Source organism: Burkholderia sp. MSMB1588, from assembly GCF_001546925.1.
Taxonomy (GTDB): Bacteria; Pseudomonadota; Gammaproteobacteria; order Burkholderiales; family Burkholderiaceae; genus Burkholderia; species Burkholderia humptydooensis.
The window spans coordinates 570672-584502 of sequence record NZ_LNJS01000001.1 but is presented as its reverse complement, the minus strand read 5'-3'; the positions used below and the strand labels follow the sequence as shown (position 1 = coordinate 584502).

Sequence of the window (13831 nt, the reverse complement as noted above, 5' to 3'; positions counted from 1 at the left end):
CCGGGCCACCCGCGCCAACGCCCGGCTCCGCCACGCCGCGACGCGCCACTACGCCGCGACCTGCCTGCGCCGCGCCGGCTTCTCGCGCGCCGCGACGCTGCTGCGCCAGTCTTCGCCGCCTTCGAGCGCGGGCGTCGAGTCGAACAGCTCGGCGATCCAGTCGGCGAACACGCGGACCTTCGCAGACAGATGCCGGTTGTCCGGATAGACGATCGAGATCGGCTTCGGCTTCGGATTGAAGCCCGGCAGCACCTCCAGCAGCGTGCCGTCGAGCAGGTGCGGCAGCACCATGAAGAGCGTCGGCTGGATCATCCCGAAGCCTTCGACGCCGCAGGTCACGTAGGCATCCGAATCGTTGACCGTCACGGCGCCGTTCATCCTGACCTCGACCGGTCTGCCGTCGATCACGAACACCCACGGCACAGGCCGCGAACCGTGGCTCGCGCGGAAATTCACCGCATGATGCGCGGCCAGCTCCGCGATCTCCGCGGGCTCGCCGAAGCGCTTCAGGTAGTCGGGCGACGCGCAGGTGACGCGCTTGAGCATCCCGATGCGCCGCGCGACCATCGACGAATCCTCGAGCGGCCCGACGCGGATCATGCAGTCGATCCCCTCTTCGACCGGATCGACGGGGCGATCGGACAGCCCCAGATCGAGCACGATGTCCGGGTAGCGCTGGCGGAAGATCGGCAGCGCGGGAATCACGAGCCGCCGGCCGAGCGAGCTCGGCATGTGCACGCGCAGCGCGCCGCTCGGCTTGCGGTTGCCGACCTGAAAGCTCGCGTCCGTCTCCGCGATCTCGGTGATGATCTTGATGCAATGCTCGTAGTACGCGGCGCCTTCCGGCGTCAGCGACAGCCGGCGCGTCGTCCGATGCATCAGGCGCACGCCGAGCAGCGCCTCGAGATTCTGGATGATCGTCGTCACCGACGCGCGCGGCATCCCGAGCGTCTCCGCGGCCCGCGTGAAGCTGTTCGCATCGACCACGCGGGTGAAGACTTCCATTGCCTGAATGCGGTCCATGCCCTTCCCCTTCGAATCGCCAACGGAACAGAATAGAGCACGCGACGGCCCGGATTCAAGCCGCTTCGCGACTATTCGCTTTCGCCGAATAGTCGGACGTTTCGCACGCCGCGCGTTCGCAACGCACGCGCCGGCTCGGGCGTCGGCGTCGACCTCGGCGATGCTGCGGGCGCGCGCCCGCCCGATCGTTCGCATCTCGAATCAACGCACGAAGCGTAACGTGTGCTCGGCCGGCCCCGGCAGCAGCGGCAGCGGCTCGCCCTTCACCCATGCGTCGTGCCCCGCGAGGAAGAACGGGCTGAGCGGATGCCCGCTCTGTCCGCCCGGCATGTTGAAGAGGCCGCGCTCCTCGTGCCCCGGCGACACGACCATCCGCTCCGATTGCCCGAACTTCGGCGCGGCGACGCGCGGCATGTTCGCGTCGCCCGGCACCGGATCGGCGGGCGCGGACAGCCAGCGTCCGACGAGCGGCACGCTGCGCGCGAACGGATGCGCGATCCGCAGCGTGTTGCGCTCGCCCCAGGTTGCGTCGGCGAGCGGCGCGCCCTTCGCGGTCAGCGCCGCGATCGTCCGGTCGATCGCGGCGAGCTGCACGTCGCGCCAGCTCGCCGCGTCCGCGGGCAGCCACGCGGCCGGCTGCTCGTCGAGCAGCCGCGCGATCACGGCAGGCCAGCGCGGATTCGCCAACGCGTAATCGGCGTCGCGCTGCTGCTTCAGGCGCGCGTCGAGGCCGCCGAACAGCACGTCGTAGAGCCGATACAGATAGCCGCGCGCGAGCGTGTAGCCGACCGAGTCGACGCTCGCCCGCCCCGTCCAGCCGCTCGCGAGCAGCCGGCGGAATTCCGCGCGCGCCGGATGGCCGGCGAGCGCCGCTTCGTCGAGCACGCGCAGCGCCCGATCGCGCCAGGGTGACATGAAAAGCGCGCGATCGTCGAGATCGAGCCGGTACGCGGCGCGCTCGCCGGTGCGCCCGAGCGCCGTCAGGCCGTCGCGCAACTGGCTCGCGCGCGCGCCGAGATCCGCGCCGCCGTCGCCGATCAGCCGGTATGCGTCGCCCGCGAGCTGCCGGTTGTTCGCGGTCCACAACTGGCCGGCCGCCGGATCGACGATGCGTGGATGCGCGTCGGGCGGCAATACCGTCTGCCACGACGGCGCGCCGCCGTTGCCGGACGCGTCGGCCCCGCCCCGCCCTCGCCCTCGGCGATCGGGCAGCGCGCCCGCGACCGTCCAGCCGATGCGCCCCGCGCTGTCGCCGATCACGATGTTCTGCGCGGGCAGGCCCGCCGCGGCGGCGACGCCGATCGCGTCCTCGACGCCCGCCGCATCGATCATTTTCGCGAAGGCGAGATTCGCCGCGCCGCTCGCCTGCGCGATCCAATGCGCCGCGTAGGCCTTGCCGCCGATGTCGCGCACGGGGCCCGCCGTCGTGTCGAGCACGGTCAGCGCGACGGGCGCCGCGCCGTGCACGCGTATCGTCTCGACGGTCTCGCGCGCGGTCTGCCATGCGCCGCCGAGCCTGAAGCGATTCGGATCGCGAACGTCGCGCTCGAGCGGCAGCAGTTCGAGGCAGTCCGCATAGCCGTTCGTGAAGCCCCACGCGATGCGCCCGTTGCTGCCGACGACGACGGCGGGCAAGCCGGGCAGCGTCACGCCGACGACGCGCATGGCCGCCCCCGCGCCGCCGCCCAGCTTGAACATCGCGCGGTACCAGATGTTCGGCAAGCCGAGCGACAGATGCATGTCGTCGCCGACGATCGCTGCGCCGCTCGCCGTGCGGCCGCCCGCGATCACCCAGTTGTTGCTGCCGACCAACGTTTGCGCGTCGACCGACACGCTGCTGATCGACGCCGCCGGCCGCGCGTCGCGCAGCCAGGCCGGCGCGGTCGCGCTCACCGGCGCACCCGGCACGGCGATGCCCGGCGCATCAAGCGGCGCATCAAGCGGCGCGTCGAGCGGCGCATCGAAGCGGCTCGACGCCGGCAGCAGAAACGCGAGCTGCTCGGGCGTCGAATGCGCTTGCAGCCAGCGTCGCGCGAACGCGCGCGACGCGAGCTTGCCCTGCAGGTCGAAGTACATCGCCCAGATCACGAGCAGCGAATCCTCGGGCCGCCATCGCTGTGGCTGCATGCGCAGCAGCGCGTATTCGAACGGCCGCGCGCGCAGCGCGGCGAGCCCGTCGTTCACGCCCTGCGTGTAGCGTTGCAGCAGGCGCAGATCGTCGGGCGGCAAATGCGCGACGGCGGCGGCCGCAAGCGCGCGGAAGCGGTACAGGCGATGGTCGCGATCGACGTCGAGCGCGATCGGCCCGAACAGCTCCGACAGCTCGCCCGCACCGCTTCGGCGCAGCATGTCCATCTGGAAGAAGCGGTCCTGCGCATGCAGGTAGCCGATGCCGTAAGCGGCGTCGAACCGGTCGCGCGCGGCGATCGTCGGCACGCCGAGCGCGTCGCGCTCGGCCGTCATCGGCGCGCCGAGCATGGGCGCGCGAACGTCGCCGTCGAGCTGCGGCAGGCTCGCGCGCAGGTAAGCGGCGGCGCCCGCGATCACAAGCAGCAGACAGAGCAAGATCAGGCCCGACAGGATCTTCAGGCGGCGCTGCATGCGGTTCCGGGTCGAAGCCATGATTTGCGCGAGTCCGTGGGTTGCGCCGGCGCGCCGGCAGGTTGGGCGGCCTTCACCGCTCGTCGATATCGGTCGTCTCGAACCGCTCGATCGCGTCGCGTGCCGTCCGCGCGACCTGCCCCCGAATATTCTGCAGCGGCGGCGCTTGCGTCAAGGCGTCGCGTGCGTTCGCCGCCCGCTTCCGCCCGCCGCGAATATCGGCATTCGACGTTCGCGACCGGTTTCGCATTCGCGCGCCAATCGGACGATAGATAATCAATCGCCGTCTCCGGATGTTCCAATTCGATGACCGCCGCCGGCGCGCTTCGATACCGGCGGAATAACGGTTGCGATAATTCGTGATTGCGCAGACAATCTGCCGGACATGAATCCGGGCCGGACAGCGTCGCCTCCACGATTGCCGCGACGACTGTTTTCAGACATTAAAAATACCTTTCACATCATGCGGCTGCACGATTACGCGGAATGTTCATCCTCGTCGCCCGCCAATCCTGGTTTGATGAAGCGCGTGAAACGCATGCCGATTCGAGCGCGAGGCGGCAATGATGCGGCCATTTGGCGCGTATCCCGGCGATGACGGCAAGGATTTCCCGTTCGCTGCGCCGCGATGCGCCGATGCGATGCGCGCCGACCGGCCTCACCCGGACCGCCTCTTGCCGATGAACGACCTCCTTCCCTACTACGAACGCGAAATCGCGCTGCTGCGGCACTCGGTGCGCGAATTCGCGATCCGCCATCCGAAGATCGCGACGCGCTTCGGCATCGCCGACGGCCAGACCGACGACATGCACGTCGAGCGCATGCTCCAGTCGTTCGCGCTCCTCGGCGCGCAGATCGGCGAGGCGCTCGACGACGAGTATCCGGAGTTCACCGAGGCGCTCGTCGAAACCGTGTGCCCCGACTATCTGCGCCCGTTTCCCGCGTGCTCGATCGCGCAGTTCGACGCGGCTTCGCTGTTCAGCCAGTTGACGGAGGGCGTGACGATCGAGCGCGGCACCACGCTCGAGAGCCGCATCGGCGCGAACCGGTTCCGCACCGCCTACGACGTGGCGCTCGCGCCCGTGTCGATCGTCGACGCGCGCTTTCGTCCGGCGTCGGCCGCGCCGTCCGCCGCGCAGATGCCGCCGTCGTCGGCAGGCATCGTGTCGATCACGTTCGATGCGCTGACCGCGCAGCCGGTGCTCACGGCGCTGCGCGCGCGCAGCCTGCGCGTGCACCTGCACGGCGACGCGCCGCTCGTCGCCGCGCTCGCCGACACGCTCGCGATGCGCACGCCGGCCGCGTTCATCGAGCTCGACGGCGACGGGCGCTGGAAGCCGCTATCGAAGGTGCCGCTCGCGCCCGTCGGATTCGCCGACGAGGACGCGCTGCTCGATCCCGGTCGCAGCGCGTCGCCGTTCCGGCTGCTGATGGAATATTTCGCATTCCCGGCGAAATTCGATTTCGTCGACATCGACGTCGCGCGCATCGCACGCGCGGCGGGGCCGTGCCGGCGCCTGTCGCTGCACTTGCCCGTCGTCGACGTCGCGCCGGATTCGCAGCACGCGCGCGCGCTCGACACGCTCACCGCGTCGAACCTGCGCCTGTTCTGCACGCCGATCGTCAATCTGTTCAGCCAGGACGCGATGCCGATTTCGCTGCGCGACGCCGCGACCGCGTACCCCGTCACGCCGCAGGCGCTGAAATCGAACGGCATCGAGGTGCGCTCGATCGACGCGGTGCGCATCGCGCGCGAAGGCGAGCAAGGCGCGAGCGTCGACGTGACGCCGTACCGCTCGCTGCTGCACGGGCAGCGCGGCCGCAAGGAGCCTGTCCATTGGGTCGCGGCGCGCGACCGCTTCGCGCACGGCGCGCAGCCGGCGGCGCCCGCGGCGCTTGCGCTCGTCGACGCCGACGGCGCGCCCGTCAGGCCGCGCGCCGATCAGTTGAACGTCGAGCTGACCTGCACGAACGGCGACTATCCGCAGACGCTGCCGATCGGCGACGCCGAAGGCGATCTGCTCAACGAGAAGGACAATCTGCCGGGCCGGATCGCGCTCCTGCGCCGGCCGACGCCGGCCCGCCGGTTTGCGCGCGACCACGGCGCGCTGTGGCGCATGATCGCGGCGATGACGCCGCACGCGCTGCTGCTGCAACCGTCGGGGCTCGGCGCGCTGAAAGCGCTGCTCGTCCAGTACGCGACGCGCTCGTCGGGCGCGGTGCCGCAAATCGACGCGATCGCGAATCTCGATCACAAGGCCGCCGTGCGCTGGATGGCCGTGAAACCGATGCCGACGTTCGTGCGCGGCATCGAAATCGCGCTGACGCTGAACGAGGCCGCCTTCGTCACGAGCAGCCTGAAGGCGTTCGTCGACGTGATGGACAGCTTCTTCGCGCTGCATGCGCCGCCGAACGGTTTCATCCAGCTCGTCGTGTATTCGCGCGACACGGGCCGCGAGCTGCATCGATGCGAGCCGCGCAGCGCGATCGCGCAGCTCGTGTAGCGGCGCGTCGTCGCCCGCGCGGCCCGGTCAAGCCGTCACGGCCGTCACACGCGCGCAAACGGCGCCACATCGCGTCCGTTCGCCCGGATCGCGCGCGACGCCCCACTTCCGGGCGCAGCGGCCCTTCAAGCCGCAAGCCGCGCGAAAGCGGAAACGTTGCCGGCGACTGTGGTTTTTCAGAGTCAACCCGTACAGTGACTTGCGCGATTCGGTACTAAACTTATCGAAATGGCCGCGGCACGTGCCGCGGCCCGCCGGGAGACGCCGCCATGAATCGGCCGCTGATTCGGATTGCGCTTCGCCCGACCGGAACGCTGTCGTTCTGGAAGGGATTCAAATGGTCAGTGATCGTGATCGTCGCGATCGCGCTTGCGATCGTCGCACGCCTGGTCCAGATCGAAATCGAAACCTCCCGGCTGCAGGCGCGCTTCTTGTCTGAACTGACGCGCGACGTCGGCTATAGCGTCGACGAAGGCGCGAGCAACCGCATCCGCTTCCCCGACAACGGCCCGTACGACCTGCGCCTCGGCTACGCGCTGCTGCCGTCGTTCCAGGCGCGGCTGCTGTCGCGCGGCTTCGTCGTCGCGGCGCAGGCGCGCGCGTCCGACCGGATGCTGTCGCTCGCCGACGAGCGCCTGTTCCTGCCATACGACGAAAAGGATCAGGCCGGCCTGTCGATCGTCGACTCGACGGGCTCGCCGCTCTTCGACGTCACCTATCCGCACCGCGTATACGGCGACTTCGAGACGATCCCGCCGCTCGTCGTGCAGTCGCTTCTCTTCATCGAGGATCGCTACCTGCTCGACCCGAGCCAGCCGAACCGCAATCCGGCGATCGACTGGGGGCGCTTCAGCCGCGCGCTCGCCGACCAGGGGCTGCGCTTCGTGGACCGCCATCAGGCGACGCCCGGCGGCAGCACGCTCGCGACGCAGCTCGAGAAATTCCGCCACTCGCCCGACGGCCGCACCGCGACGCCGCCCGAGAAGCTCCGGCAGATCGCGTCGGCTTCGGTGCGCGCGTATCTGAACGGCCCGCAGACGATGGGCGCGCGCCAGGCGATCGTCGTTCACTACCTGAACTCGGTGCCGCTCGCCGCGCGCGCGCGCGTGGGCGAAGTCACGGGCATCGGCGACGGCCTCGCCGCGTGGTACGGGCGCGACTTCCACGAAGTGAACCGCCTGCTCGCCGCGCCGGCGACGCCCGAGAACCTCGCCGCGCAAGGCACCGCGTTCCGGCAGGTGCTCTCGCTGATGATCGCGCAGCGCGCGCCGTCGTACTTCCTGAATCGCGGCTACCCGACGCTGCAGCGCCTCACCGACAGCTACCTGCGCCTGCTCGCGACGGGCGGCGTGATCACGCCGGCGCTGCGCGACGCGGCGCTTGCCGCGCACATCGAGCGCAGCGCGGCGCCCGCCGACGCCGACGCGCGCTCGTTCGTCGCGCGCAAGGCGGTGACGTCCGCGCGCTCGCACCTGCTCGGCGCGCTCGGCATCGACAACGTCTATCAGCTCGACCGGCTCGACCTGCGCGCGACCGACACGCTGAACAACAAGGTGCAGCAGGCGGTCGCGGCGGGCCTCGCGCGCGCTGCGACGCGCGACGGCGCACGCGAAGCGGGCCTCTACGGCTTCGAGATGCTGCGCTCGGGCGACGATCCGTCGAAGATCCAGTACAGCTTCACGCTGTACGAACGCCGCAACGGCGCAAACCTGCTGCGTGTGCAGACCGACAGCGTCGACCAGCCGTTCGACATCAACCAGGGCGCGCGCCTGAATCTCGGTTCGACCGCGAAGCTGCGCACGATCGTCACGTATCTGCAGATCATCTCCGAGCTGCACACGCGCTACGCGAACCTGAGCGCGGCCGAGCTCGCGAAGGTGAAGCCCGATCCGACCGACGCGCTCACGCGCTGGGCACTCGACTATCTCGCGCACACGCAGGACCGCTCGCTGCAGGCGATGCTCGCCGCGTCCGTCGAGCGCAAGTACTCGGCGAGCCCGGGCGAGACGTTCTACACGGGCGGCGGCGCGCAAAGCTTCACGAACTTCGACAAGTCGGACAACGGCAGAATCCTGACCGTGCACGTCGCGTTCCAGGCCTCGGTGAACCTCGTGTTCGTGCGGCTGATGCGCGACATCGTCCATTACGAGATGATCCGCACGAGCGGGCCGTCGTCGTCGTGGCTCGACGATCCCGCGCAGCGGCAGCGCTATCTGATGCGCTTCGTCGATTCCGAGAGCCGCGTATACGTGAAGCGCTTCTACGCGAAGTACGCGGGCAAGCCCGACGACGACGCGCTCTCCGCGATGCTCGAGAACGTGCGCAAATCGCCGCCGCGCGTCGCGACGGTGCTGCGCAGCGTCGCGCCCGAAGCGCCGCGCGCGTGGTTCGACGCGAAGATGCGCGGGACGCTGCACGGCACGCCGGCCGCCGCGAAGCTGTCGGACGACGCGCTCGACAAGCTCTACACGAAGTACGCGATCGACCGCTTCAACCTGAACGACCGCGGCTACATCGCGGGCATCCACCCGCTCGCGCTGTGGACGCTCGCGTATCTGCGCAAGCATCCGGACGCGTCGCTCGACGACGTGCAGAAGGCGAGCCGCGACGCGCGGATCGCCTCGTATTCGTGGCTCTTCAAGACGCGCTATCACGCGACGCAGGACCGCCGCATCAAGCGGATGGTCGAGCTGCGCGCATACGACGCGATCGGCGATTCGTGGCGCGCGCTCGGCTATCCGTTCGATCACCTGACGCCGTCGTACGCGGCCGCGATCGGCGCGTCGGGCGATCAGCCGGCCGCGCTCGCGAAGCTCGTCGGCCTGATCGCGAACAACGGCGCGAAGGTGCCGAACGAGCGGATCTCGTCGCTCGAGTTCGCGCACGGCACGCCGTATGAGACGCGCTTCGTCCGCGCGGCCGCGCAGCCGCAGCCGCTGCTGTCGCCGGAGATCGCGAATCAGGTGCACATGCTGCTCGGCGACGTCGTGCAGAAAGGCACGGGGCGCCGCCTCGCGCAGGGCCTCACGTTCCCGGACGGCGAGACGCTGCCCGTGTACGGCAAGACGGGCACGGGCGACCAGCGCTTCAACGTCTACGCGCGCGGCGCGCGCCTCATCGAATCGCGCAAGGTCAATCGCAGCGCGACGTTCGCGTTCTCGCTCGGCGACCGGTTCTTCGGCGTGCTGACCGCCTACACGCACGAGCCGTATGCGGCGCGCTACGACTTCACGAGCGCAATGGCGGTGCAACTGCTGAAATCGCTCGCGCCGGCGCTGCAGCCGCTGATGGCCGCGCCCGCGCAGCCGAGCGCGAACGCCGCCCCTAACGGCTCGCCCGCGCAGGCGGCCGCCCACGGCTGAGCGGCGCAAGACGGCTCCACGCCGCGCCGCGCGCCGCCTTCCGCTGCCTTCAATCGTCAGGACCGGCTTCGGCGGGCGGCGCGTCCTTTCCGCCCGGCTGCGCCCGCTCGCGCGCGCGGCCGAGCAGCGCGCGCACCTCGTCGTCGCTCGTCTGATCGAAGTTCAGATAGAACTGGCCGATGCCCATCAGCCAGTCCGGCCGCATCACGCAGACGATCGCGTCCGCCGCCGCCCTCACCTTCTGCGCGCTGCCCGGCGACGCGACGGGCACCGCCGCGACGAGCTTCGCCGGCTTCCGCGCGCGCACCGCCTCGAGCGCGGCGAGCATCGTCGAGCCAGTCGCGATGCCGTCGTCGACGACGATCACGGTCCGCCCTTCGAGCGCGGGCGGCGCGCGATCGCCGCGATACGCGGCTTCGCGCCGGGCGAGTTCGTCGCGCTCGCGCTCGATCGTGTCGGCGAGCTCGCGCTCGGTCACGCGCATCGCGCGCAGCACCGACTGCTCGAGCAGCACGACGCCGCCCGTCGCGATCGCGCCCATCGCGAGCTCCGGATTGCCGGGCGCGCCGAGCTTCCTCACGATCAGCACGTCGAGCGGCACGCGCAGCGCCTTCGCGACTTCGAACGCGACCGGCACGCCGCCGCGCGGCAGCGCGAGCACGACGACGTCGTCGCGGTTCGCATAATCGGCGAGATGCGCGGCGAGCTGTCTGCCGGCATCGACGCGATCGCGAAAATAATCGTTCATCACGCCTCCTTCGCCGCGGCGCGGACGACGATCTCGCCATCCCGCGGCTCGTTCGATTGCATGCCGACGCGTGCCGACGCATGCCGGCACATGCCTGCGCATGCGACGATCTGCGTCGATGCGCGGCGATTCGCGCAGCCCGTGCGCGCCGCGCTACGCGAGCGACGCGTCGCTCGCCGCCTGTGCGTCGAGCCGTTGCGCGAGCGCCGACAACGCGTCGGTCACGGCGACCGGATACTCGGCCGCGCGCGTGAGATCGCGCAGCGCCGCGGGCAGCGCGTCGAGCTGCGCGCTCGCATGCGCGCGAACGTCGGCGAGGCTCGGCGGCGGCGCGACGCGCTCGCCGTCGATCATCACCGGCTCCAGCAGCGCGACGCCCGCATGCGCCTCGTCGTGCAGCGCGAGGCAATCGCCGTCGAGCACGCCATCGTCGCGATAGCGGCGGAACACCTGCTTGCGTCCGGGCCACGTCGCCTTGCCCTCCGAGCGCTTGCGGCGCGGCACACCCGCGTATTCGGTCAGCTTGTACGCGCAATCCGCATACGGCGCGTCCGCCGACGTGTTCATCCGCGTGCCCACGCCGAAGCCGTCGATCGGCGCGCCCTTCCCGATCAGCTCGGCGAGCCGGTACTCGTCGAGATTGCCGCTCGCGAAGATCGTCACCCGGACGAGCCCCGCGCGATCGAGCAGCGCGCGCACGCGCATCGCGTGCTGCGCTAGATCGCCGCTGTCGAGCCGCACGCCCTTCACTTCGACGCCGTCGCGCGCGAGCTTCCCCGCGACGGCGATCACCTTGCGCACGGCCGCTTCGGTGTCGTACGTGTCGACGAGCAGCATCGCGTTGCGCGGAAACGAACGCGCGAAATGCTCGAACGCGAGCGATTCGTCGTCGTGCGCCTGCACATACGAATGCGCCATCGTGCCGTACGTCGGAATCCCGTAGCGCAAGCCGGCGAGCAGCGTCGCCGTGCCCGCGAAGCCGGCGACGTAGCTCGCGCGCGCCGACAGCAGCGCGGCCTCCGCGCCGTGCGCGCGGCGCAGCCCGAAATCGACGAGCGTCTTGCCCGGCGCCGCGAGCACCGCGCGCGCGGCCTTGCTCGCGACGATCGACTCGTAATGCAGCAGGTTCATCACGCGACTCTCGATCAGTTGCGCCTCGCGCATCGGCGCGGTGATCTGCAGGATCGGCTCGTCGGCGAAGAACACCGTACCCTCGCGCATCGCGCGCACCGAGCCCGTGAAGCGCAGCGATTCGAGCGACGCGAGAAAGCCGCCGCTGAAGAGCCCCGTGCTCGCGAGCGCTTCGATCTCGTGCGCATCGAGCGTGAGGTCCGCCAGATAATCGAGCGCCTGCTCGAGCCCCGCCGCCATCAGGAAATTTCGATGCGCGGGCAGCTTGCGCACGAAGAGCTCGAACGTCGCCGTGCCGTTCATCCCGCAGTCGAAGTACGACTGCAGCATCGTGAATTCGTACAGGTCGGTCAGCAGCGCGCTGTCGCACGCGGGCTTCGTCATCTTCGGGCCCCTGCGGCCGGCCGCCGGCCGTCGCCGAGATGCACGACGAACCACTCGGCCGCGACGCGCGCGACTTCGTCGAGCGTGCCCGGCTCCTCGAACAGATGCGTCGCGCCCGGCACGACGACGAGCTTCGATTCGCCGATCAGCCAGCCGGCCGCGACGCGGTTCAGCCGGAGCACTTCGTCGTCGCGCTCGCCGACGATGAGAAGCGTCGGCACGCGCACGCGCGGCAGCGCGTCGCCCGCGAGATCGGGGCGGCCGCCGCGCGAGACGACCGCGCGCACGACGCGACCGCGCGCGTTCGCCGCGATCAGCGCGGCCGCCGCGCCCGTGCTCGCGCCGAACAGGCCGACGGGCAGCTTGCCGACGTCCGGCCGCTCGCGCAGCCAGTCGAGCGCGCTCACGAGCCGGCGCGCGAGAAACGCGATCGCGAACCGGTACTCGGCCGTCACCGCGTCGCGCCGCTGCTCCTCGATCGTCAGCAGATCGAACAGGAGCGTCGCGAGCCCCGCGCGCTGCAGCACCGCCGCGACTTCCTGGTTGCGCGGGCTGAGCCGGCTGCTGCCGCTGCCGTGCGCGAACACGACGATGCCCGACGCATGCTCGGGCATCGCGAGCATGCCGTTCAGCTCGACTTTTCCGATGGGTATCCGTACTTCCTGAATCTGCATTGCATTCTCCACGTCCGCCTCGCCGTCACGGCGCGGACACCGGCGCCTCGCGCGGATGCCACGCACCGGGCGGCGCGAGCGGTTCGAGCGAGTTCGTTTCGTCGAGATGGAACAGCGCGTCGAACTGTCCCGTGATCGACGACATGAAATAGTGACTGTCGCGCTCCGTCTCCGGCAGATAGATCACGCCGATCGCGCGCTCGAGCAGCGCTTCGCGAAGCGGCTGCGCGACGATCTCGCGCAGCGGCAGGAAAAAGCGGTCGAGCCGCGTCACATGAAACAGATGTTCGTAGCTGTCGGGCAGCGCCGGGCGCATCCATTTCCGCTCGACGTCGCCGTCCCAGCGCGATGCGGCCGATACGTGCCCCGTGTACGCGGTGAAGCCGATCGACAGCGCGCGCTCGCCGAGCGCTTCGCGCACGAGCTGGCCGAGCGTCCATTCGCCGCGCAGATGCATCTCGGTCGCGCGCGCGTCGCCGACGTGCGAGTTGTGCGCCCAGACGACCGCGCGCCCGGCGCAGCCGCAACGCGCGCGATGGCGGCGTAGCGCGAACAGCGTGTCGCGCATGTGCGCATCGCGCAGATTCCACGTGTTCGCGCGCGATCCGAACATCGCGCGGTAATAGTTCTCCGCGTTGACCACGACTTGCGCGTTGTGCTCCGCGAAGAACTGCGCGTCGAGCGCGTCGATGCCGTCCTGCGCGAGATACGCCGCTTCGCGCTCGCGCAATTGCCGCAGTTGCGCGAGCACGTCGGCCGTCGCGGCAGGCCGCGCGCCGGAGGCGACCGCGTGGCCGTATGCGCCCGGCTCGCGCACGTGGTCGAGCGCCGCGTAGCGCTGCCGCGCGAGCTCGGCCTGACCGGGATCGACATCGTCGAGATAGCGGATCACCGCGTCGGCGCAGCGGTACAGGCTATACAGATCGAGCCCGTAGACGCCCGCGCGCGATTGCCGCGGCAGCGTCGCGTTGCGATCGCGCAGCCAGCCGACGAATTCGCGCATCGGGCGATTGCGCCACATCCATGCGGGAAAACGCGTAAAGTCCGCGAGCGCCGCGTCGGCATCGGCCATCGCGGCGTCGCCCTGCACATAGCGATTCACGCGCCACGCGTCGGGCCAGTCGCCCTCGATCGCAATGGTGTCGAAACCGCATTCGTCGACGAGGCGCGCGGTGATCCGCGCGCGCATCCGGTAGAACTCGTCGGTGCCGTGCGTCGATTCGCCGAGCAGCACCACGTCGGCATCGTCCGCCATGTCGATCAACGCATCGAAATCGGCCGCGTCGCCGCGCAACGGGCGCGCGAGATCCCGCACAGCGAGAAAGGGCGTTTTCGCAGGATGCATGAATCGTCTCCGGACGACCGCCGCCCCGTCGCGCGCGTTCGCGGCGGGCCGTCGCGCGA

The 13831-nt window shown here is 70.2% G+C and carries 9 protein-coding genes; 2 read left to right on the top strand and 7 right to left on the bottom strand.

Annotated features, from left to right (window positions below):
• Positions 1 to 48: 48 nt before the first annotated feature.
• The 3 genes from WS92_RS14375 to WS92_RS35810 form a co-directional block, all read right to left on the bottom strand.
• Positions 49 to 1023, bottom strand: a complete 975-nt coding sequence (locus tag WS92_RS14375; RefSeq protein WP_059931226.1) for a LysR family transcriptional regulator — start codon at positions 1021 to 1023, stop codon at positions 49 to 51.
• A gap of 201 nt (positions 1024 to 1224) precedes the next feature.
• Positions 1225 to 3645, bottom strand: a complete 2421-nt coding sequence (locus WS92_RS14370) for a penicillin acylase family protein (protein WP_059931224.1) — start codon at positions 3643 to 3645, stop codon at positions 1225 to 1227.
• 52 nt (positions 3646 to 3697) lie between these two features.
• Complete coding sequence (locus WS92_RS35810; protein WP_156442988.1) at positions 3698 to 3904, bottom strand: hypothetical protein; 207 nt, start codon at positions 3902 to 3904, stop codon at positions 3698 to 3700.
• 400 nt (positions 3905 to 4304) lie between these two features.
• Here WS92_RS35810 and tssF point away from each other — a divergent pair, with 400 nt between their 5' ends.
• Both tssF and WS92_RS14360 read left to right on the top strand, forming a co-directional pair.
• On the top strand, positions 4305 to 6128 hold the full coding sequence (tssF, locus tag WS92_RS14365) for a type VI secretion system baseplate subunit TssF (RefSeq protein WP_059931291.1): 1824 nt from the start codon (positions 4305 to 4307) through the stop codon (positions 6126 to 6128).
• A gap of 269 nt (positions 6129 to 6397) precedes the next feature.
• A complete protein-coding gene (locus WS92_RS14360; protein WP_059931222.1) occupies positions 6398 to 9490 on the top strand; it encodes a transglycosylase domain-containing protein in 3093 nt (1030 codons plus the stop codon).
• A 49-nt stretch (positions 9491 to 9539) separates the two neighbouring features.
• Here the strand turns inward: WS92_RS14360 and WS92_RS14355 are convergent, their stop codons facing one another.
• From WS92_RS14355 to WS92_RS14340, 4 genes are all read right to left on the bottom strand, one after another.
• A complete protein-coding gene (locus tag WS92_RS14355; RefSeq protein ID WP_009911333.1) occupies positions 9540 to 10238 on the bottom strand; it encodes a phosphoribosyltransferase in 699 nt (232 codons plus the stop codon).
• Between the two features lie 153 nt (positions 10239 to 10391).
• The gene (locus tag WS92_RS14350) at positions 10392 to 11753 is read right to left on the bottom strand and encodes a nicotinate phosphoribosyltransferase (RefSeq protein ID WP_059931220.1); all 1362 of its coding nucleotides are present in this window, start codon (positions 11751 to 11753) and stop codon (positions 10392 to 10394) included.
• The gene (locus tag WS92_RS14345; RefSeq protein ID WP_015601239.1) at positions 11750 to 12427 is read right to left on the bottom strand and encodes a dienelactone hydrolase family protein; all 678 of its coding nucleotides are present in this window, start codon (positions 12425 to 12427) and stop codon (positions 11750 to 11752) included. The genes WS92_RS14350 and WS92_RS14345 overlap by 4 nt, the downstream gene beginning before the upstream one ends.
• A 25-nt stretch (positions 12428 to 12452) precedes the next feature.
• Positions 12453 to 13772, bottom strand: a complete 1320-nt coding sequence (locus tag WS92_RS14340; protein WP_059931289.1) for an erythromycin esterase family protein — start codon at positions 13770 to 13772, stop codon at positions 12453 to 12455.
• Positions 13773 to 13831: the final 59 nt, after the last annotated feature.